General features: G+C 45.1%; 20 protein-coding genes. 2 read left to right on the top strand and 18 right to left on the bottom strand.

From position 1 onward, the window contains the following. Nucleotides 1-78: 78 nt before the first annotated feature. The 4 genes from nusA to scpB form a co-directional block, all read right to left on the bottom strand. Complete coding sequence (nusA, locus tag AC1RR2_RS05460) at nt 79-1,638, bottom strand: transcription termination factor NusA (RefSeq protein ID WP_493221289.1); 1,560 nt, start codon at nt 1,636-1,638, stop codon at nt 79-81. Beyond that, nucleotides 1,635-2,123 (bottom strand): ribosome maturation factor RimP, encoded by a 489-nt coding sequence (gene rimP, locus AC1RR2_RS05455; RefSeq protein ID WP_493221288.1) that lies wholly within the window; start codon nt 2,121-2,123, stop codon nt 1,635-1,637. Before rimP ends, nusA begins: the two co-directional genes overlap by 4 nt. A gap of 275 nt (nt 2,124-2,398) precedes the next feature. Next, entirely contained in the window at nt 2,399-4,207 is a 1,809-nt protein-coding gene (locus AC1RR2_RS05450) for a pseudouridine synthase (RefSeq protein WP_493221287.1), read from the bottom strand. Further along, nucleotides 4,194-5,198, bottom strand: a complete 1,005-nt coding sequence (gene scpB / locus AC1RR2_RS05445; RefSeq protein WP_493221286.1) for an SMC-Scp complex subunit ScpB — start codon at nt 5,196-5,198, stop codon at nt 4,194-4,196. The genes AC1RR2_RS05450 and scpB overlap by 14 nt, the downstream gene beginning before the upstream one ends. Nucleotides 5,199-5,756: 558 nt before the next feature. Here scpB and AC1RR2_RS05440 point away from each other — a divergent pair. Next, nucleotides 5,757-6,020: a helix-turn-helix transcriptional regulator gene (locus tag AC1RR2_RS05440; protein ID WP_493221285.1), complete on the top strand. Its 264-nt coding sequence runs from the start codon at nt 5,757-5,759 to the stop codon at nt 6,018-6,020. Between the two features lie 444 nt (nt 6,021-6,464). On the opposite strand, the gene AC1RR2_RS05435 is transcribed toward AC1RR2_RS05440, so the two are convergent. The 4 genes from AC1RR2_RS05435 to AC1RR2_RS05420 form a co-directional block, all read right to left on the bottom strand. Then, on the bottom strand, nt 6,465-7,739 hold the full coding sequence (locus tag AC1RR2_RS05435) for an NAD(P)/FAD-dependent oxidoreductase (protein ID WP_493221284.1): 1,275 nt from the start codon (nt 7,737-7,739) through the stop codon (nt 6,465-6,467). Between the two features lie 297 nt (nt 7,740-8,036). Beyond that, nucleotides 8,037-8,246, bottom strand: a complete 210-nt coding sequence (locus tag AC1RR2_RS05430; protein ID WP_493221283.1) for a YgaP family membrane protein — start codon at nt 8,244-8,246, stop codon at nt 8,037-8,039. 39 nt (nt 8,247-8,285) lie between these two features. Further along, the gene (locus tag AC1RR2_RS05425) at nt 8,286-11,501 is read right to left on the bottom strand and encodes an efflux RND transporter permease subunit (protein ID WP_493221282.1); all 3,216 of its coding nucleotides are present in this window, start codon (nt 11,499-11,501) and stop codon (nt 8,286-8,288) included. Nucleotides 11,502-11,510: 9 nt separating this feature from the next. Next, on the bottom strand, nt 11,511-12,596 hold the full coding sequence (locus AC1RR2_RS05420; RefSeq protein WP_493221281.1) for an efflux RND transporter periplasmic adaptor subunit: 1,086 nt from the start codon (nt 12,594-12,596) through the stop codon (nt 11,511-11,513). 171 nt (nt 12,597-12,767) lie between these two features. Here AC1RR2_RS05420 and AC1RR2_RS05415 point away from each other — a divergent pair, with 171 nt between their 5' ends. Beyond that, nucleotides 12,768-13,106 carry an ArsR/SmtB family transcription factor gene (locus tag AC1RR2_RS05415; protein ID WP_493221498.1) on the top strand — a complete coding sequence of 113 codons (339 nt, stop codon included), beginning with the start codon at nt 12,768-12,770 and terminating at the stop codon, nt 13,104-13,106. 75 nt (nt 13,107-13,181) lie between these two features. On the opposite strand, the gene AC1RR2_RS05410 is transcribed toward AC1RR2_RS05415, so the two are convergent. The 10 genes from AC1RR2_RS05410 to AC1RR2_RS05365 all read right to left on the bottom strand — a co-directional run bounded on the left by AC1RR2_RS05410 (nt 13,182) and on the right by AC1RR2_RS05365 (nt 20,566). After that, nucleotides 13,182-13,886, bottom strand: a complete 705-nt coding sequence (locus tag AC1RR2_RS05410; RefSeq protein WP_493221280.1) for a DUF4395 family protein — start codon at nt 13,884-13,886, stop codon at nt 13,182-13,184. 525 nt (nt 13,887-14,411) lie between these two features. Beyond that, the gene (locus tag AC1RR2_RS05405) at nt 14,412-15,398 is read right to left on the bottom strand and encodes a sulfurtransferase (protein ID WP_493221279.1); all 987 of its coding nucleotides are present in this window, start codon (nt 15,396-15,398) and stop codon (nt 14,412-14,414) included. 30 nt (nt 15,399-15,428) lie between these two features. After that, the gene (locus tag AC1RR2_RS05400) at nt 15,429-16,103 is read right to left on the bottom strand and encodes a DUF6969 family protein (protein ID WP_493221278.1); all 675 of its coding nucleotides are present in this window, start codon (nt 16,101-16,103) and stop codon (nt 15,429-15,431) included. A 5-nt stretch (nt 16,104-16,108) separates the two neighbouring features. Continuing rightward, nucleotides 16,109-16,405: a hypothetical protein gene (locus tag AC1RR2_RS05395; RefSeq protein ID WP_493221277.1), complete on the bottom strand. Its 297-nt coding sequence runs from the start codon at nt 16,403-16,405 to the stop codon at nt 16,109-16,111. Then, nucleotides 16,402-17,034: a DUF6691 family protein gene (locus AC1RR2_RS05390; protein ID WP_493221276.1), complete on the bottom strand. Its 633-nt coding sequence runs from the start codon at nt 17,032-17,034 to the stop codon at nt 16,402-16,404. Before AC1RR2_RS05390 ends, AC1RR2_RS05395 begins: the two co-directional genes overlap by 4 nt. Before the next feature lies 1 nt (nt 17,035). After that, nucleotides 17,036-17,566, bottom strand: a complete 531-nt coding sequence (locus AC1RR2_RS05385) for a YeeE/YedE thiosulfate transporter family protein (protein ID WP_493221275.1) — start codon at nt 17,564-17,566, stop codon at nt 17,036-17,038. A gap of 42 nt (nt 17,567-17,608) precedes the next feature. Further along, the gene (locus AC1RR2_RS05380) at nt 17,609-18,715 is read right to left on the bottom strand and encodes a YeeE/YedE family protein (protein ID WP_493221274.1); all 1,107 of its coding nucleotides are present in this window, start codon (nt 18,713-18,715) and stop codon (nt 17,609-17,611) included. 21 nt (nt 18,716-18,736) lie between these two features. Continuing rightward, a complete protein-coding gene (locus AC1RR2_RS05375; RefSeq protein ID WP_493221273.1) occupies nt 18,737-19,081 on the bottom strand; it encodes a hypothetical protein in 345 nt (114 codons plus the stop codon). Between the two features lie 81 nt (nt 19,082-19,162). Beyond that, a complete protein-coding gene (locus tag AC1RR2_RS05370; protein ID WP_493221272.1) occupies nt 19,163-19,588 on the bottom strand; it encodes a DsrE family protein in 426 nt (141 codons plus the stop codon). A gap of 39 nt (nt 19,589-19,627) precedes the next feature. Beyond that, nucleotides 19,628-20,566 carry an MBL fold metallo-hydrolase gene (locus AC1RR2_RS05365; protein ID WP_493221271.1) on the bottom strand — a complete coding sequence of 313 codons (939 nt, stop codon included), beginning with the start codon at nt 20,564-20,566 and terminating at the stop codon, nt 19,628-19,630. Nucleotides 20,567-20,577 lie beyond the last annotated feature (11 nt).

Genomic DNA, 20,577 nt, shown 5'->3' with positions numbered 1-20,577 from the left:
CTCTTTCTTTGTTTGCGCTGTGATTTAACTTTATTAAATTGGTTAAATCCACGCTTCAATTATGTTGTTTACTCGTGATTATTTTGCTTCAACGAGTTTCCATGCTTTTTCCAATACGGCTTTAGCATGTTCATCATATTTAGCGTCGATGAGTTTCATCTCATCATCAGTCACATCTTCAAATGCATTATCAATTAATTGACGCGCACGGTCTGTAGACAGAGCCAAAATCGCACCAAATTCATCGTAAGCTAAGCCACCGAAAGCAGCGAGGGACTTAATACCAGCCAAGCCCAATTTACCTGCTGTTGCACGGCTCATACCTTCCAGATTAATCAATGCGTCTTCCACACCTTCTACACCTTCTTCAGAAGCAATCGCTTCTGTCACAAGTGCATCACGTGCGCGATTACGCAATTCATTCACTGTATCTTCATCTAAGGCGTCAATTTCCAGCATTTCGCTAATTGGTACATAAGCGATTTCTTCTAAGCTAGAGAAGCCTTCGTCGACCAAGATGTCTGCAACTTCTTGATCCACGTCGAGTTTTTCCATGAACAGAGCGCGAATGCCAGCAGATTCTTGCTCTGCTTTATCCGCGGATTGCTCTGCAGTCATGATATTAATTTGCCAGCCGGTCAATTCTGCAGCCAGGCGTACGTTTTGACCACTACGGCCAATCGCTATCGCCAAGTTTTCATCATCAACGACCACGTCCATTGCGTGTTTTTCTTCATCTACCATGATAGAAGAAACATTCGCCGGCGCTAAGGCACCGATCACGAATTGCGCTGGATCTTCAGACCACAACACGATATCAACACGTTCACCGCCCAACTCACCAGTCACCGCTTGTACGCGAGAACCACGCATACCAACGCAAGTACCGATAGGGTCAATACGCTTATCATCGGTGTGCACAGCAATCTTAGCGCGCACGCCTGGATCACGGGCTGCAGATTTGATGACCAAAGAACCTTGCTCGATTTCTGGCACTTCTAATTCAAACAATTTCATGATGAATTCTGGTGCAGTACGGGACAAGATCACTTGTGGGCCACGTGCATTGCGATCAATACGCAAGATGTAGGCACGTACCCGATCTCCAACGCGTAAGTTTTCTTTCGGGATCATTTGATCGCGCGGCAAACGTGCCTCGATGCGACCAGATTCCACCACTGCTTCGCCGCGTTCCATGCGCTTGATGGTACCCATGACTAGGGAATCACCGCGCTCTAAGAATTCAGCCAAAATTTGTTCACGCTCTGCGTCACGAATGCGCTGCAAAACGATTTGCTTCGTATCTTGTGCGAAACGACGACCGAGCTCAACCGACTCCACTGGCTCTTCTATGTATTCATCGACTTCGATATCAGCATATTGCTCGACTGCTTCGAAATGCAAAATTTCTTGATCTGGCAATTGCAAACCAGCTTCGTCAGCCACCACGTGCCAACGGCGGAATGTACGATATTCACCAGTATCACGGTCGATTTCTACGCGAATATCGACTTCACCTTCATAACGCTTTTTGGTAGCCGTTGCCAAAGCATGTTCCAATGCGCCAAAAACGATATCTTCATCAACGTTTTTTTCACGCGCCAGCACATCAACCAATAATAAAACTTCGCGACTCATGCTTTGCGACTCCTAAAATCCACTTGCGGCACTAAACGTGCCTTATCTAAATCAGCGAGCGTAAACTCAAGCATCGCTGCGCCATCTTTTGTTTCAAACTCGAGCTTCAGAGTTTCCCCTTCTGGCTCATGCAATACACCTTCGAAGCTCTTACGATTGGCCATGCCTGGCATAGGCAATCGCAATTTCACATTGGCTTTTTCGCCGACAAAACGGACGAAATCAGCCAACTTCTTCAATGGTCGATCTAAGCCCGGAGAAGAAATCTCCAAGCGTTCATAGTTCACTTCTTCTACAGTCAATACGTGTGACAATTGATGACTGACTTTCGCACAATCCTCTACTGTGATATGACCTTTTTCCTCTACATCTTCTGGCAAAAGATCGATATACACACGAAACAAACCACGCTCTGCTCGCTCAAAATCGACCAGATCATAACCTGTCCCATTGACAGTCTTTTCAATTAATTCCAACAATTGCAAGACAATTCTCCGATAAACACAGATCTCGATTTTGCAGCAAATCAATTTAAGTTCAATTAACTTAAATTCACGCTCAAAAACGATTCGCCAAAAAAAAATGGGCACTAGCCCATCTTCTTAGCGCCTTGACCGGATTTTATATTAATCAAAAATCAACTCAAGGAAAAATCTGCTAACTACAAGATTATAAACGATTAATTACTCAATCGCAATGAGAAGTCGGTGAAAAACACGGCCTGAGCAACATCTTTCACCCACTTCAAGGCATTTAATTTTTAAGAGCCGCGACGACGACGTGCTGCAATCGCCTGACCAATCGCTGGGCCACTACCACGCTCGGTTGGGCCGCGACGATTTTGGTCGCGAGTCGGATAACCCAAGGCAGTTTGCAAAGGATCTGGCTGACGGCTACGCGGCTTGCCACCATTGGCATTCGACTTAGCAGTTTTACCACCCTGCGCACCTGCGTATCCACCAGTTCCTGCACTACGCGCCGGACGACCATTCTGAGGATTAGCAAAACCACCACGTATCGTAGGCTCAAAACTTCTTTGCACTGGAGCGTCAAATGGATTTACATTACGCGGCACCTTGCCACCTTGCACGCGATTGCCATTTGGCTTACCCATAGGTTTTTCGGATTTTTCGCCAGCAGTTTTTTCCAAACCACTGACTTTAAGCAAGCTACGCACCGCATCTTCGCCCAACTCATCCCAACGACCACGCTTTAAGCCTGAAGGCAAAGTCATTACGCCGTAGCGGGTACGAATCAAACGCGACACAGTCAAACCGACCGCCTCAAACATACGACGCACTTCGCGATTACGACCTTCACCAATGATGACGCGATACCATTTATTCACGCCTTCGCCACCACCATCAGAAATTTTGGAGAATTGCGCTATACCATCTTCCAACTCAACACCGGCCAACAATTTTTGACGCATGCCTTCTTCCAAATCACCCAAAGTACGTACTGCGTATTCACGCTCAATGCCATAACGAGGGTGCATCAGGCGATTCGCCAAATCACCAGAAGTTGTGAACAACAACAAACCTTCCGTGTTGTAATCGAGACGACCGACGGCCAACCATTTACCAACCTTCATTTGCGGCAAACTATCGAACACGGACGCACGACCCTCTGGATCACTGGTACTGACGATTTCACCAGCAGGCTTATGGTAAATCAACACGCGTGGCGGTTTTTTACTGACCTTACGCTGGATTAACTTACCGTTAATCCGCACTTGATCTTGCGGCAAAATACGCTGACCGATATGAGCCGGCTCACCATTGACGGATACGCGACCCGCAATGATCAACTCCTCCATATCACGACGCGAACCTAAGCCCGCTTCGGCTAAGACCTTATGCAATTTTGGCGCATCATCATCGGCAGTTAAATCACGACGCGGCTTCTTATTTTTATCGTTACGTGAATGTTGAACATCATCAGCCGCATCATAGGCATCCGAAGTCACGAATGAAAACACATCATCGGCATCTGGAACAGCACCACGACTGTTTTGCTGACCCGGGCGACGTGGATTATTTTGATTGCGTTGATCGCCATGACGATTTTGCCCACCCTGCCCAGGCTTAGCCTGCTGACGATTACGAGGCTGACCATCGCGCGCTTGTCCATCACGAGGTTTTGCATTACGGGAATTATTTCTATCGCCTTGCGGACGGCGTGGGCGCTCGTTATTGTCGCCAGCACTTGCTTGATTTGTTGAATCTAACTGCGGCGCACTTTGCTGCTCAGCACCGACTTCACGCGGCGCACGGGCTTGACGTGGCGGACGCTCTTGTCGCGGAGCTCTAGCAACAGGCTCTGACTGCTCTACAAAAACTGGTGCTTGAACAGCCGCCTCCACATTAACAGTTTCCGGCTTTAATCTCGGCTTGCGCGGTGCTCGCGGCGCTTTTACAGCAACGGCATCATCGCTTGCAATACTAGTGGCTTCATCCACTTTAGCAACTTTTGGACGTGCGACACGTTTTGCACGAGGACGCGGCGCGTCGGTATCAGCACCAGGATTTTGCTGACTGGAAGTATCGTCTGGATTATTTGTGTTCATTATCTGATTCTGGTTTGAAAGGTGTTAGAGCTTCAGCATTTGCTTCCACTACTTCATCAATATTCGTATCAGCCATCATTGCAACATCATCCAAGATCACATCACTGGCTGCTTCATTTTCAAGAACATCTGCTGCGCGGTCTTCCACTGCAACATCACTCAATTCTTCTTGCACACTTATTTGTGCACTTATTTGCTCATTTACTTCAATTTCTTCTTCGACCACTTCTATCGCATTGTCTATCGTATTATTCTCAACTACAGTTTCCGAAGCATTGCCATCAGAAACTTCTATCGCCAGCTCAACATTGACATCGACATCAGAAGGAGACTCGTCAGCAACTGCATCAACAGTTACCGCAGGCGCATCAGCGATTTCAAGCAAAGCCTCGATTCCGTCAAACATATTCAATTCTGGAGAATCATCTTTAGGAGGAAGCGCATCTTCTGTTTCTTCCTGACCAATTTGCTGCAAAGGCGGCAGTTGATCGAGAGAAGCCAAACCTAAGTCACTTAAAAATTGCTTAGTCGTTGCAAATAATGCTGGCCGACCCGGCACTTCTCGATGACCAATGGTTTCTATCCAACCCCTATCCTCTAGCGTCTTTACCATCTGCGAAGCCACCGCAACACCGCGTATTTCTTCGATATCACCACGCGTCACTGGCTGACGATAAGCAATAATCGCCAAAGTTTCCAGCGTCGCCCGTGAATACTTAGGCGGCTTTTCAGGATTCAAACGATCAATAAAAGCGCGCATCTCAGGGCGACTTTGAAAACGCCAACCCGTCGACAAGGAAACCAGCATAATTCCTTTATCCGACCAATCTTGACGCACTTCTTCCAGCATTAATTTAATCGTATCAGCACCGACCAGATCTTCTTGATCGCTACTATCAACAAACAATTTTTTCATTGTATTAATGGTCAGCGGCTCATGTGCGCATAACAATGCGGTTTCGAGTACACGCTTGGCATCTGCAGTATTCATGCAAACTCTTTAGCTAACAGGTTGTGTTGATCTTAAGAAGTATTCAGTGAAGCACTCGGGATAATTATTATCCCAACCAGTCTAGTCTTGTAGGACATTGCGCAGCACGAATCATCGATGTGCGCCTGGTGGATCAGTCTGCAGCCAACTCATATCGCGAATCGCAAATAAAAGCCAGTCAAAACAGTCGATCAATTTAGTAGATGCCCGATTGTAGTCTAGAAACACACTCTAAACGCAAACCAATCAAAAAAATTCGTCAGCCTAACGAAAAAGCCACGATGAAACGTGGCTTTATTCTTAAAACTGGTTGCGGGGGCAGGATTTGAACCTACGACCTTCGGGTTATGAGTCCGTCCGGCAGCCCACCGAAAAACAAAAAACCTAACAAAATCAAGGACTTCTATACCTTGAGTTACTTCATTATACCCCAATTTACCAGCCTGAGTGTGTTAAATTTGCAGCGAATTCTAAAACTAAGAGTGATTTTAGGTAACTCGAATTAACTGGTGACTACACTAGTGGCAGTCATGTGATTGCATACTTGAGTCATTCAAAATGGAACCATTATTTAGTCCTGAAACATTAGCCAAGCTCCTCGGTATCGCTGAACAAACTATTTATAACAGGCAGTCAACAGGCGGAGATTTACCGCCCTCGATAAAACTTGGCCGACTACTTCAATTTCGCGCTGCAGATGTGCGGTCATGGCTTGATAAAAAACAGCTAACCGAAATTTCCACATCAAACCTTGCCACAACAAGACCGCGACGTCGCGGTCGTCCCACTAAAAAAGAGGAAATTGAAAACCGTCGTAAGTAAAATTTCTTCGTCAAGCAAATTTATTCGATATCAGCCTAAACCAGCATTCGCTTGACCTTGGTAACTACCTACAGATAGTTCAGCATAAGCTCGACTAAAAAAAACAGAGCAGAGATCATCACCGTAAGTGAAAGACTCATCGGTGCTAATAACTTTCGCTGCGCGACCTGAAAAATATGTAAAGATATAAGAAAGTCAAAGTAAAACTAAGCTTGCCGCCTCAATACGCTACAGACATTTCGAGTCAGTTTTTTTGAGTGATCTAAAATACTCAGGCTGGTATCAGTCCTTCTTCAGCTACATTGAGAATTCAAAACAACAAAGCAAATCTATGTCGATAAAATTTGATCCTGAGCGAACTTGTCACATAAGGACAACGACGCTTGATCCAAGTGGCTTGACAATCATCAGTTGTTCCACTAATCGTCAAAAGCCACTCATTCTTTATTTTTCCAGTCGCTCAATCCCCAACATTTTCAATATATACTTCTCATAGATAGGCTCGGAATTGCCGCTCTTCATTTTACGAATAAAGTATTTTTCAAATGCAATCTTAGCGTAGTGTACCCATTTTCCTTTCTTGAACCAATTCACATTGCGAGGGGGAATTTGAGGTAACGCTACAAATGCTGCACCAGTGTCTCCCATATCTGCCAAGCAAATCGCATTCCAACTACCTTTCGCCGTAGCAGGCTTCCCCTCCAAATCCGATACGATATTGTGCACAATTGCGGTAACCATCGTCTCTATCATATAACCAGTTTTCGGTGCACCTGTCGGCACCGGAGTAACTTCCACTGGCGGGATAGCAATACACACGCCCGCAGAATAGATGTTGAAGAATTTTTTACTTCGTTGATATTCATCCACCATCACGAAGCCACGAGGATTACACAAGCCATCTACTGCGGCAATTGGATCAACTCCACGGAATGAAGGTAACATCATGCTGTATTTGAATGGCAACTCATGCTCTTTTTTAAGATTACCCATTTCATCCATTTCGCTCACATACATCTTGCCATCTTCTACCCGAGTCGTTTTGGCATTGCAAATCCACTTGATGTCATTGTTGCGAAATTCACTTTCCAACATTGATTTAGAATCGCCGACACCTCCTAGACCGAGATGACCAATATACGGCTCACTGGTGACGTACGTTATAGGTACTTTGTTACGTATTTTTCGACGTTTTAAATCAGTATTAACAATAAATGCGAATTCATATGCAGGTCCAAAACAAGAAGCAGAAGGCATTGCTCCAATAATCGCTGGGCCTGGATTTTCCAGGAATTTTTGATATGCAGCGTAGGCATGTTCGGCATGATCAATCGAGCATATTGACTGTGTATATCCGTTCATTGGTCCTGCTCCAGGGATCTCATCAAATGCCAATTTCGGACCCGTTGTAATCACCAAAAAATCATAATATTGCACACTACCATCTGCTAGCGTCAAAGCGTTCTCTTCTGGCTGCAGCTTGGTCACCGCCTGCGCAATAAACTGTATTCCCTTTTTTTCTAAATAAGGCCTGATCTCAAAAGTAATAGCCTCGCGTTGACGCCAGCCTACCGCAACCCATGGATTCGAAGGAACAAATTGAAAATAATCTACCGCATTAATCACCGTGATGCGGTGCGAATTATCGAGTTTTTCGCGCAATTCGTAGGCAGCAGGCATACCGCCAGTGCCTGCTCCTAATACAATAATATGTGCCATGTCTTTTCCAATTTTTTAAGTTAATTCGGATACAGTTACGTCTCAGATTTCATTAGTTGTAAGCGTGGGAACGGCGAATTAGAATCGCTCAACTACTGCTAACACCACATCACTTTCTGATTGAATTACCAAGCGGAAAGTGGGAATGATTCATCCTGCGCAAAAACTAAAGTGCTATCGGTTTCAACGACTCAATTTATATTACCCAAGTATTTCCAATTCGCTTTATTAAAAATACGAAGATTCACATTACAAATTGAGTCCAGTACGTCGAAAAGCTTACTTCGCTCTTCGCAATTAATTGCCACTTTTCAAGCCAAGCTTACGCATGATGACCTCCATCAAACACCATTTGGTTAGCCCACTCTGCAAAATATTTGCGCCCACAAAAGCAGTAAAAGCCAGCCACCATTGATTCATAAAGATAGGGCTACCAGGAATACCCAACGCCAAGCTCAATAAAATGAAAGCACCCGCAACTACACGTACCATTTGCCATGAAGTCATAATCTTTCTCCCATTAAGTAAAAAATAAAAAACAAATAATTAGTCTGCTGACTGCAATTCATATTTTTTGCGATATGCCATGTAGTACAGCAATGGAATAACCACAAGAGTCAGCAAAGTTGAAACGAAAATACCGAAGATCAATGAAATTGCAAGTCCATTGAATATCGGATCATCGAGAATGAAAAATGCTCCCATCATTGCCGCCAATCCTGTCAATGCAATAGGTTGAGCACGAGTGATGGCAGAGCTGACTACAGCTTCCTTGAATGCCATTCCCGAGGCGACCTGCACATGAATAAAGTCAACTAGCAAAATCGAGTTACGGACAATAATTCCCGCCAAAGCAATCATGCCTATCATGCTGGTTGCCGTGTATTGCGCGCCGAGTAAAGCATGTCCTGGCATCACACCGATAATAGTCAAAGGAATGGGTGCCATAATAATCAAGGGAGTCAGATAAGAGCCAAACTGCGCAACCACCAATAAATAAATTAACACTAGGCCGACGGCATAAGCGGCCCCCATATCACGGAAGGTTTCATACGTCACCTGCCATTCGCCATCCCATTTCAAACTAAATGTACGATAAGGATCTTGAGGCGCACTGATAAAAAATTCGTATAAGCTTCCACCACCTGGTGTCACAATTTTTGCGACCTCACTGCGCATTGCAAACATACCGTAGAGCGGGCTATCCACTCTGCCTGCCATATCAGCAACAACGTAATTCACTGCCAATCCATCTTTATGATAGAGCGGCTGCTCTCTTAACGTATCAGTCACTGTGACTAACTCTCGAATAGGCACAACTTGACCTTGCGCATTTTTTACGCCGAGCGCAAGCAAAGTATCCAAGTTACCCTGTTCACTCACTGGAAGACGTAGGTTCGTTGCAACTGGATATTTACTTTCATCGCGAATATAACTGGCGACATCGCCCGTCAAACCAGTACGCAGTGTCATCACAATACTTGATTGCGATATACCCAACTGAGCAGCTTTACGACGGTCAACCACTAACAACTTGCGTGGCGCAAAAATAATGCTGCTATCATCCACATCAACAATACCTTGCGATTTCTCAAAAACAGCGCGCACTTGTTTAGCTACTTGACGTCGCTCAAGATCGCCGGGTCCGTAAACTTCAGCTACGATAGGTGCGAGTACAGGTGGTCCTGGCGGCACTTCAACTACTTTGACATTCGCTTCAGGGTCAATTTTTTTTGCCAGCGCTTGCAATTGCGGGCGCACACGAGTTGCAATTGCGTGACTTTTATCTGAACGATGATGCTTATCAACCAGATTTACTTGGATATCACCCACTTCGCCACCAGCACGCAAATAATATTGCCGGACCAGACCATTAAAATTGATTGGCGCTGCAGTTCCAGCATAGGCTTGATAATCGGTCACCTCAGGAACCGTTTGTAAGTAGGTGCCAAGCTCGTGCAGCACCGATGCTGTTTTTTCTACAGGAGTCCCTGCTGGCATGTCGACGATCACCTGGAATTCTGACTTATTATCAAATGGCAGCATCTTCAATTGCACTAAGCCAAGTGCAGGCAAAGCCACGGATAAAGCAATCAGCGAAGCGACTCCCAATCCAAGTTTTTTACGATTTTTGCTGCCAGAGCGATCATCCAAAAATGGCCGGAAAATACGATGAAAATAAGGTGCTATTTTTTCTGCTATGCCATCTCCAGCATGATGTCCTTCTTTCATATAAATACGGGCAAGCCAAGGCGTAACCACAAACGCTATCGCCAAAGATAACAGCATTCCCATACTTGCATTAATTGGAATAGGACTCATATACGGCCCCATTAGTCCACTAACAAAAGCCATAGGCAAAAGAGCTGCAATGACAGTAAAAGTCGCCAATATAGTGGGACCACCCACTTCATCTACGGCTCCTGGAATTATGTCGACTAAGCGCTTATCCGGAAACAAAGCCTGATGTCGGTGAATATTTTCAACTACAACAATCGCGTCGTCGACCAAAATTCCGATCGAAAAAATTAGTGCAAACAATGAGACGCGATTTAAGGTAAATCCCCAGGCCCAAGAAGCGAATAGAGTGACCGTCAAGGTCAAGATTACCGCAGCACCAACAATTGCTGCTTCACGTCGCCCCAAAGCAATAAATACCAAGGCGACAACCGACAGCGTGGCGAACAATAATTTTTGAATCAGTTTTTTTGCTTTATCGTCTGCTGTTTGTCCATAGTTGCGGGAGATACTTACTTCCACTTCGCTTGGAATCACTGCATTTTTTAGTAATTCAACGCGATCAATAACAGCATTCGCCACATCCACTGCATTTTGTCCGGGTTTTTTTGTCACTGAAATAGTGACTGCTGGATACTCGGCGGCCGCTTTGCCAGCAACACCATGCCATACATACTGACTCACTTGCAACGGACCATCTTCAATGCTGGCAACATCTTGCAAAAAAATTGGTCGTCTATTTCTAACCGCCACGACCAATTCGCCGACGCTTCGTGCGTCACTCAAGTACGGCCCCGCTTCAATCGCAAGGTTACGATTACCAGAACTTAACTCTCCCACGGGCATACTTAGATTTGCCGACTGCAGACTCGCTTGCAAGTCCATAACAGTGAGCTTATTTGCCGCCAGTTTCACTGGGTCAAGTTCGATGTTGATTGCCCTGCCCGAACCGCCAATAGTTGTGATTTCACGGGTTCCTTTAACACGTTTCAAATCCGCTTCGACGCTATGAGCAACCGACAATAAAGCAGAGGCTCCTGTATCTACATTTTTACTCCATAAGGTTAAGGAAACGATAGGCACGTCGTCGATTCCTTTCGGCTTTATCAACGGTTCTAAAGTGCCCAAATTTGCTGGCAACCAATCCTTGTGACTTTGTACCGTATCATGCAATCTGACCAAGGCTTCAGTACGTGGCACACCAACTTCAAATTGCACCGTAATGATAGCCAAACCAGGTCTCGCAACGGACATCACGTGCTCAACATTGGCGATTTGACCCAGCACTTGTTCAGCGGGGATTAATACTGCTTGTTCGACCTCTTTCACCGAAGCCCCTGGAAATGGGATCAATACATTGGCCATTGTCACATTAATTTGCGGCTCTTCTTCTCTTGGGGTCACCATCACCGCAAACAATCCCAATAAGAACGCCACTAATGCAATTAATGGGGTCAATTGTGATGACTGAAAAAATCTGGCGATCCTGCCTGAGACACCCATAGTTTCTGAATCTTTGGACATAGCGATTCCTTATTTTAAAGTCGATTGACTTGCGGCCAAAGGATCTATGGCAACCAGCTCGCCCTTGGATACCCCGCTCAATATTTCTTGCTCTGTTTCACTTACAGGGCCTGGTTTTACTTGACGCAAAACGGCCTTTCCTTGAGCGTTAACGATATAAATAGCGTACATCTCTGCACGTCTAAAAACAGCCGATCTCGGGACATAAAGGCGACTATCTGCGGTTATCGCTTTTTGCTTACTCAATGTAGACGTATCAAGATTCAGCGCAATTCGCGCAAACATTCCAGGTTGCACCGCGCGCGTGTTTGCAGGCAATTCAAGACGCAATTGCACAGTATGTGTATTCGCATCAGCGAGTGGCAAAACGGTCACGCTTTTTGGTATTACAAATCGTTGCTCTATAGGTAGAGACGGAATCTCTATCGCCAAACCACTCCCCAACTTTAACGATGCCACCTTCGCCTGTGGAATAGTAAAAATAGCGCGCAAAACTGATGGATCATAAACCGTCAGAATGGGACGACCAGGCATTGCCATATCGCCGATTGCAGATGGCATGTCCGAGACAATGCCATTGTAGGGCGCGGAAATAGTATAAAAGCCGGATTGCGTCTGGATCGCACCAGCCTGCGCAATTTGAGCGTTCGCCTGCGCGGCAGCTGATTTATACTGAGCCTGAGCGCGATCGAGCTGCGCCTGGCTGATGTAGTTCTTTTCGAATAATAGCTTTTGACGCTCAAAGTCTTTCTCAGCGACTGTCAAATTGGCACGTGCGGCATCCACTTGTGCCTTGCTGGCCGCCACATCTTGTTGCGCAGTACGCGCATCAAGGCGAACTAAAACTTGACCGGCCTTCACCACATCACCAGCTTGAACAGACAATTGCACAATTGCGCCTGCGACCTGAGGCGAAATAATCGTATTACGAACCGCCTCAATCACGCCGTCCGCACTGATCGTTGCATCCCCATTAGCAACCCGTACTGGCGCAGTTAATAGAGCCTTTGAGTTTTGTGCCATCGCAGAAGAGGCAGTCGCTAGCATCAATGGGAATAAGATGAGCGCGACAGACTTTAGGGGGAATTTCAACATAAGCAGTGCTCCGTTAATCAAGAAAGTAAGAATCTAAAATTGATTTGCATTTGGACCAATTGAATAATATACTTATTTGCGCATTTGCGCAAATACTGATTAAATATTTTAAGAAACATCTATCCAAACAAAGGGAGCATCATGATCTCAAACAAAAATAACTGTCTTTATATGGAAGGTTTATCAGAACAAGCCTTAGCCCAGGTAGCACAGTACTTCTCCGCTTTGGCTGAACCCACACGCTTAAAGATTCTCAATCACTTAAGAGATGGCAAAAGAAATGTTGGAGAATTAGCGGAATTATGTTTTTGCTCTCAAGCCAACATTTCTCGTCACCTTACCACTTTGGCTAAACATGGTCTCGTTATGCGAGAAAGTCGTGGCACCACGGCTTTCTACCAAATCGCCGACTCGTCAATCTATGCTTTATGTGATTTAGTTTGTAGTAATGTAGCCAGACAATTGCAATCTCAAGTCATATCACTCGGCAATTTCGATTCACGATCTTAGTTAAAAAATATGTCTTACGATGTAAAGTATTCGCTTAAAACAACAAAGCGTTTCATCTATTTACAAAAAAACGATTCAAATTTTGCGAGAGCGAGATGCTAAATTATTGCAAGCATCACAGGGTTCAGTGATATAACCGAGTTTAACCGCTAAGCGGTACAGGTAGCAGCCAGCACAAAACCCCAAAATAGCTTCCATCCACATGAAACTCGTACAAATAAACACAAGTACGTTTGGTATCCAACGCGGCATATAATTGCTCGTAGTTGGCAGTAGCGATGTATGAGTAATGTAGTTGACCCACTCTGCAAAGGTATCCGGGTTAAAAAATACTAAGCAAATTGAAATCATCAGTGCGCCAAATGACCATGCGAATCGTTTCGGCGCCAAAAGTTTCCATTCTGGAGCACGATAACTTGCCAAGAATTTAGATAGCCAAATCGTCGGTGAGAATATTGCAGTGCGTATCGACATACCGATCAGCATCTCAAAAAGTGCATACCACAGAACTTTCGTCTGCAGCGAGTAATCAAAGGTTCGACGCACTGCCTCAACCTGATACAGGATTCGCCCACTCATATCAGTATCAAAGGTATCAACCACGCCATTGCCTGTGACCACCCAGGGTGAGCCATAAATTGCTTGCAACAGGGTATAGCCCATGTACAAAGGAATGGCGAGCAAAATACCTGCCCGTATTCTGACCGCAATATCGTTGATCATAGGCACTTCTGCATCACTTTCTCTAAGCCATCCAACTAACCAATTATTCTTGGCCATATCACCCCCTGTTGCCACTGCGGCACAATGAAATTCTGCTTCGTAACCTAAATAAAACAAGGTCTAGTTCATATTCAATGACGATTCGCGTCGCTAATGCATTGCATTTGGAATCGAGATACGGTCTATTTACATTTTTCTGAATGACTACCATAACCCAGAACTCAGATTGGCCGCTTTATCACCTGAAAGAGGCTGATCGATACAACCGTTTCTAGAAACACCAACTGCGCGATTTGAGCGAGACTGATCACGATACTTGTATATCTGAATTCAATATACCAAGCTACGCTCCAATACCAACTTTATCAGAATAATAAACCTTAAAAAAAACCCACTCACGCGAGTGGGCAAAATCGAATCTAATAATAAAACTGGTGGAAACACCACTAGAACACAAATCAATAGGGTCGCGAGACTAACAATTATTAGTTCTAAGCCTAATATTCAATCCAATAGGACTACGTCCACCGTTGAGTCGACTAGGGCTTGTTGACCTAGTACACCAGACATAAATTTACGGGTTTAATTTAGAGGAACAGCACCGCTCAAGGCACGCTTTTCCAAGGTCCATTCATGTAAAGAACCATCATATAACTTAGCCGACTTGTTACCTAAAATTTCTGACGCAACAAACCACGTACCGGATGACAGATGTCCGCTATTGCAATAAGTGATTGCTGGCGAATTTGTGTCAATTCCTTGCGCCTGCATCAATGCTCGGTAGGTGTTTGCACTCATGAATTTTAATGCGCCACCAGATGTCTTAAACATTAAATCGGTTGGATATAATTTTGCCCCCTCCAAATGTCCATAGCCCCCCACATAGTCGCGCTTCACGAGACCATGAAAACTCTTCGCATCCCTTGAGTCAATCAGATTCACTTTCCTGCCTTCTATCGCTTTCACTACATCCTCAGAACTCGCAAAGAACTGTTCAGTCCTATCAATTGGCGATCGCCAATTTCCCGTTTTTGCAGAAGTAGCATCAGACTTGAAGTCACGTCCCTCTAACAGCCAATTTGCCATTCCCCCATCAAGTACGGCGAGATTATCTTCGCCATATACTTTCATCTGCCAATACATTCGCAGAGCATCGTTAACTTCCGCGACCTCGGTTCCCATAGTAATCAAAACAATAGGTTTGCCATTATCGACACCTAATGACTGCATGAGTTTTTCAAAATCTGCTTTTTCTGGAATCATATACTTTACTTTTTGCCCAGAGATCAGACGATCAACTCGCATATTTTTTGTATCGACTAAACGCGCGCCAGCAATGTGTCCACCTACTTCAATCAAAGTCTTCTTACCTGTCTTGGCATCCGTTTCGAATTCTGGTTGACTGGTAAATGTTTTCGGATTCGACCGGACATCCAATATTTGTACCTTATCGAGATTTGCGGCCAACCAAGCGCTATCAACTATTGGGCCAGGTAAAGACTGGGCATTCACCATATTGGTAAATATTAAGCTGGCGCACGTGAAGACTAATTTATATAGTACTCTCATTTTTATCTCCTAAAATTACTGCAACTCGATCTACAACTCACTTACAAAAGAACTACACATGATTCTCTGCATACGTTCATGAAGTGAAACATTACACTCTGAAATTACATCAAGTTCACGATCTTCAAAGACATCATGTCGACACTGTGACTGATCTTGATGGTATCCCTTCATTGAGAGGAAACGTAATTCAATTTCCCTATCAACCAAGGCATCACGTTCAATCAGCATAGCCTCTATTTCAATTTGAAAAAGAATCAGCATTGCCTCTAACCATTTCGCAACCGGAGCGAGGCGACCACGTGCATGTAGCCGAATATTCGGCAATAAGGTGATCAATTCTTTTGCAGGACGCCAGTTCTCGGCGGTGACCCAACGATTGGTCGTAAACCAGCGCAAAGCTTGTCCTTTTTCATCCAAAGAAAGTCCAGCCACATGTGAAAAATTTATTTCTTCTGATCCCGGAAAGTAAACGAAAATATGGAAATGTCCGTGTTCATGTTGGGCTTGTTTTTTACTCGAATGACCATGATAAAAAAATCTCGTATGATGTACAGGATCAATAACATCGTTAGCTGGATAATGCTGCAAATACTCAAACTGCTTAGCGCCAGCTAATGCGGCAATTGCCATGTTAGAACCTACGTTCAGATAGCGAAGTGGTATATCCAACGCAATCTGAGCCGCCTGTAGCAGCTTTTCCATAGAAGTTACTTTTTAGGCGCACAAGGGCTAGCGGGTGCACATGGGCTTTCAGAAGATTTTTTCTTTTTCTTCTTACCTGGTGCACAAGGGTTACTTGGTGCGCAAGGGCTTTCCATTTTATCTTTCTTCACTTCGATCTTTGCTACAACGCTTGTACTCGCAGAAGCTTTGGCACTTGATGATGCAGGCGTTGAAGGTGCAACAGGTTTAGCTGTTTGCGCCATAATTGAAGGCGCGGATGCGGCCATCGTTGTGGCCAAAAGCAATTTCGCCAATTTATCTGTTAATTGAGAAGAATTCATTTATTTTCCTTTTTCAGTAAAGCCATATTCTTGGCACCAGCCACGGCTTGTTCTGCAGTAACCGGACCACTCGTTTTTTTCTCAAACCAGTTACCTAGTTCAAATACGACAATTAAGATAGCGACCATTGCCGTCAAAGATATCCATGGTGAAATGCCCCAAATTTCTGTAATGCTATCGCCTGACTCAATTTCACCGGCTGCCATTAAAGTTTCCAATGCAGGGCCATAGCTTGCAGCAAATAACACGGTGCCAAGCACGATACCTAGAACAAAAATCAAGGCATCTAATCGCCCTGAAACTAAGCCAACTACCGATGTGCCTGGACAATACCCACCCACTGCGAAACCTACTCCAACCAGCGCTCCCCCAACAGCAGAAGCTACTAATAGTGACGATGGTACAAAGATGGCTTCCATATTCACAAATCCCGCTTGCTGCAATATGATCAAGCCTGTCGCTGCAACTACAATCGCGGTGAACATCACTTTGAGAACGGACCAATCTGAAAAGCGAAATTGCGCAGTTAACTTGCACGGACTTCCAAAACCTGAATTTTCTAAAACGTATCCAAATAAAACACCACAAATCAGTCCTGAAATCGCACCAGAATAATCAAAGGGAAACATCTTAGACTCCTCTCGTTACGCGACTAGCGATAATACCGGCTACAAAAAATGCACCTAAAAATACAAATGCCGCGAGACCTAAAGTCGCCGCTCCGGACAAACCGAGCCCGCTAGTGCAGCCCGCAGCAATACGGGCACCAAATCCTGCAAAAACTCCACCCAATAAAGCGCTGAGCAATCGACGTCTTTTCCCAATGCTGAACTCACCATCGATTTGCAAGCGAAAACGCCCTGCTAGAAATGCTGCAACTAAAGCCCCCAGCGAAACACCGATGACTTGCCATGTAATCCATGATCCCAATGGATTTCCATGGCTCACCATAGGCCCCAGATATGCATTGTTATGAGTTGCTTCTGGCGCCACCACCAAGCCCAAATAGGCAGTCAATCTGGTTGATGCACCTGTTGCACCTAATCCGTGACCTGTGGAAACAAAAGTCAACAAGAGCACCAAACCTAATGCCACACCTGCAATCAATGGCGACCAAAATGGTTTGATTTTGGCCTGTTCTTGTTGAAGAGGATTTATCATGATGTGCTAATTTTTCAAAATAGTAGAAGTCAAAATTCTGTATTAAGGAGCTTTAAAGTTAACGTTTGCGGCTTGATCATTCATTTTTCCGGGATCGATATAGGCATCATAGTCAAACAAACGATCAGTAATCCCCGCGCCTATCCACATACCGACCAAAGCTAACCACGCGGTTAACGCAAAGATAGCGCCACCGGTAATTCCGGCACCCACAGCACAGCCACCAGCTAACATGGCACCAAAACCCATTAAGATTGCACCGATGATGTAGCGACTCATGCTGTAGCCATCTTTAAAACCTTCTAATTTCAAATCTCGGCCTAGCCATGCGCCTAAAAATGAACCCACAAAAACACTGGGAAGCATACCGAAATCAAAATTGATAGGCGTACCCGGTGCGGAGAGAATGCGCATCAACCACTCCGCAGACGGGCCGCTGAAAGTTAAGCCTTGCAAGGGCACTATCTCAAATGAATTCGTTGATACCGTGTAAGTAAACCACCATGCCAATGCCACCGCTAAACCCGAGCCAATTCCACCTAACCATTTCCAAATTGTGCCGCCACTGCGGACTGAGAAAAATAAGGCGGCCACTAACCAAATCAAACCAAAACTAATGCCCCCCCAATGTCCAACCCCTAGGATCGCGAGCAAATCACGCGAACTTCCTCCAGACACTGTCCACCAAGCACTAATCGTGTTACGCAAAGGTGCAAGTGCGCCTGCCAGAGAAGCTTGCGCTACCACCGCAAATATCAATCCTGACAGCAATGCTCGCAAGTTTCCATTTGCTGACAAGATCAACAATCGACTGGCGCAACCACGGGTCAGTATCATGCCCGCACCAAACAATAAGCCACCAATCAAGGCTCCAGAAATACTGCCGGTTGTTGCCAATTGGCGCGCATTACTGATATCAACAACATGCGTCAGGATCATGACTTGTATCACCACCACCGCGCTCGAAAAAGCGAGCAGCCAAACCGAGAGTTTTTCGCCAAATTTTCTATGCCAAAATTCAATCACGGCAGCACGCAGGCAAAACTTAGAACGCTGCGCGAAAAATCCGAACATCAGTCCGATACAAGCGCCGCCTATACCCAACACACTTGCTTCTCCAAACTGCTCTATCCATCCCGCGATATTCACGATGACTCCCGCTATAAGAATTTACTTCAACTTGTAGTAAGCGCTATTTAAGAAAGCAGCGATATTTAATTCGTCTTCAGGGAAGAAGCTCAGACTTAATTGCGCGCTGCAATAGGCGATTTGTGAAATCAATTTTTCTTGCGTTTTGACTTTACGATCAAGGCGCGTATAAAAGTCTTTTTCATCCTTACCAGTACGTTGTTGATGGCAAGTGCTGCAATTATTTTCTGCATGTAAAGTCTTGCCAGCAGCGCTATCCGCATTTTTGAATAAGCGCTCCTGCGCCTGCAAAGAAGCGAGCGGACTGAGCGACAAAGTCAGCATCAATACAAACTTAGGTATACGAAAAGATATTCTTGATTTCATAGTGCAACTCCCCAGAAGAAATTTCAACTCGGCACACACACGCACACTAAGGATTCATTGAATGCAGGTTTAGATTCAGACTTAAGGTTTCAGATAGGCATAGCCTTCATGAATCTGCAAACGCGCTACTTCCGCCACACCGGAGGGAACAATACTGGTTTCAGGTAAGAGTTTTGATTTATCTATTTTCCGGGCGACCAGGGTGTTATTGCAAACCCGAAACTCGACTTTGCGCGCAGCCAGTTCCTGCACCAGGATGTCGTAAGGGTTTCCATTCTTATCAGTTGCGCCTTCGAGCAAAAAATCAATTCCCGGGCCATGCGTCACAAACACGATCTTGGCTTTAGGGCTTTGGTCTAGGTGATTACGGGCATTGCGCAATCCTGCAGTTGCATTCACGCTGTCGCTGATGTGGTAAATCACTTTTTCTTCGCGCTCTGCAGCGAAGCCTGTCAATGTTGTTAATGACAGCAATACCGCACCTAAGAATTTAAAAACGCTTTTCATGTGAACTCCTTGAATAATGATGACATCCTCAACAACGTCCTACTTTTCCAAACTTTCTTTTTCCATCAAGATATACGTGCCGAATGCATTGAGGCGGTTCGCTGCTTTAAAAGCGGGGAAATTCTCAAAGCGCGACCAGTCGGTTTGTTGATAGGCATCTTCAAAACTGATTAATTCCTGCACCGCATTGCCCATCTTTTCCCTTAAAAATTCCAGATAAGTCTTGGTCAATTGCATGTCTTGTATGGTATTCGTGGAATATTTTCCATGACCCGGAATCACAACACGGGGTTTTACGTCTAACAATTTATCCAGTGTTTTCAGCCAGACCCGGCTATCTGCGTTGCCGACAAACGGTATCCGTCCAGAGAAATAAATGTCACCCGCAAAAAGGACTTTATCGTTCTCTACAAATAATAGGATATCTTCGGAAGAATGGGCGCCACTGCTATCAATAATTTGAAAGCGCATGCCACCAAGTTCAAATGTGTACGGCTTCTTGCTGTCAAAATTGAGCCAGGTATCTGCGGGCAAGACCACCGTTTTATCATCAACCCAGGGAAACAATTCCGCTTTTCTTTGTTCTAGTCGCTGTTGCGCCAAATCCGAACTGAGGTATAGCTTGCCGCCTTCATGGGCGATCAGCTCTGCACCTATTTTTTTGAATGCTTGCAGACCATAGATGTGGTCTGCATGATAGTGTCCGACGATCACTTTTTTAATCGGTTGCTTCGTCACCGTTTTAATCGCAGCGATCATGGCCTCGCCCAGCACAGGCGTTGCCAATGCATCATAGACAACGACACCGGCCTTGGTCACGACAAAGCCCGCATTCGACATAAAGCCTTGGTTGGCAGAACTTGCTACACCCGACTCGCCTTGAAAATAATAAACGTGCGGTGAAACTTTAATCGGCTTTAAGACGATGGCGGCATCTGCCCACGCCAGAGCCGGAACGAGCAAGAGTAGTGAGGTCATGCTCTTGGCGA

This window comes from Undibacterium sp. GW821-FHT11H02 (assembly GCF_058808015.1).
This window is presented reverse-complemented; position numbering and strand designations above follow the sequence as displayed.

What these genes read in the sequence shown, in the direction of transcription:
- AC1RR2_RS05405 (WP_493221279.1), bottom strand. Translation starts at nt 15,398, where the DNA reads ATGAGAGTACTATATAAATTAGTCTTCACGTGCGCCAGCTTAATATTT.
- AC1RR2_RS05365 (WP_493221271.1), bottom strand. Translation starts at nt 20,566, where the DNA reads ATGACCTCACTACTCTTGCTCGTTCCGGCTCTGGCGTGGGCAGATGCC.
- AC1RR2_RS05410 (WP_493221280.1), bottom strand. Translation starts at nt 13,886, where the DNA reads ATGGCCAAGAATAATTGGTTAGTTGGATGGCTTAGAGAAAGTGATGCA.
- AC1RR2_RS05415 (WP_493221498.1), top strand. Translation starts at nt 12,768, where the DNA reads ATGGAAGGTTTATCAGAACAAGCCTTAGCCCAGGTAGCACAGTACTTC.
- AC1RR2_RS05420 (WP_493221281.1), bottom strand. Translation starts at nt 12,596, where the DNA reads ATGTTGAAATTCCCCCTAAAGTCTGTCGCGCTCATCTTATTCCCATTG.
- AC1RR2_RS05440 (WP_493221285.1), top strand. Translation starts at nt 5,757, where the DNA reads ATGGAACCATTATTTAGTCCTGAAACATTAGCCAAGCTCCTCGGTATC.
- AC1RR2_RS05390 (WP_493221276.1), bottom strand. Translation starts at nt 17,034, where the DNA reads ATGTTTCCCTTTGATTATTCTGGTGCGATTTCAGGACTGATTTGTGGT.
- AC1RR2_RS05385 (WP_493221275.1), bottom strand. Translation starts at nt 17,566, where the DNA reads ATGATAAATCCTCTTCAACAAGAACAGGCCAAAATCAAACCATTTTGG.
- nusA (WP_493221289.1), bottom strand. Translation starts at nt 1,638, where the DNA reads ATGAGTCGCGAAGTTTTATTATTGGTTGATGTGCTGGCGCGTGAAAAA.
- AC1RR2_RS05400 (WP_493221278.1), bottom strand. Translation starts at nt 16,103, where the DNA reads ATGGAAAAGCTGCTACAGGCGGCTCAGATTGCGTTGGATATACCACTT.
- AC1RR2_RS05430 (WP_493221283.1), bottom strand. Translation starts at nt 8,246, where the DNA reads ATGACTTCATGGCAAATGGTACGTGTAGTTGCGGGTGCTTTCATTTTA.
- AC1RR2_RS05375 (WP_493221273.1), bottom strand. Translation starts at nt 19,081, where the DNA reads ATGAAATCAAGAATATCTTTTCGTATACCTAAGTTTGTATTGATGCTG.
- scpB (WP_493221286.1), bottom strand. Translation starts at nt 5,198, where the DNA reads ATGAATACTGCAGATGCCAAGCGTGTACTCGAAACCGCATTGTTATGC.
- AC1RR2_RS05435 (WP_493221284.1), bottom strand. Translation starts at nt 7,739, where the DNA reads ATGGCACATATTATTGTATTAGGAGCAGGCACTGGCGGTATGCCTGCT.
- AC1RR2_RS05395 (WP_493221277.1), bottom strand. Translation starts at nt 16,405, where the DNA reads ATGAATTCTTCTCAATTAACAGATAAATTGGCGAAATTGCTTTTGGCC.
- AC1RR2_RS05450 (WP_493221287.1), bottom strand. Translation starts at nt 4,207, where the DNA reads ATGAACACAAATAATCCAGACGATACTTCCAGTCAGCAAAATCCTGGT.
- AC1RR2_RS05370 (WP_493221272.1), bottom strand. Translation starts at nt 19,588, where the DNA reads ATGAAAAGCGTTTTTAAATTCTTAGGTGCGGTATTGCTGTCATTAACA.
- AC1RR2_RS05425 (WP_493221282.1), bottom strand. Translation starts at nt 11,501, where the DNA reads ATGTCCAAAGATTCAGAAACTATGGGTGTCTCAGGCAGGATCGCCAGA.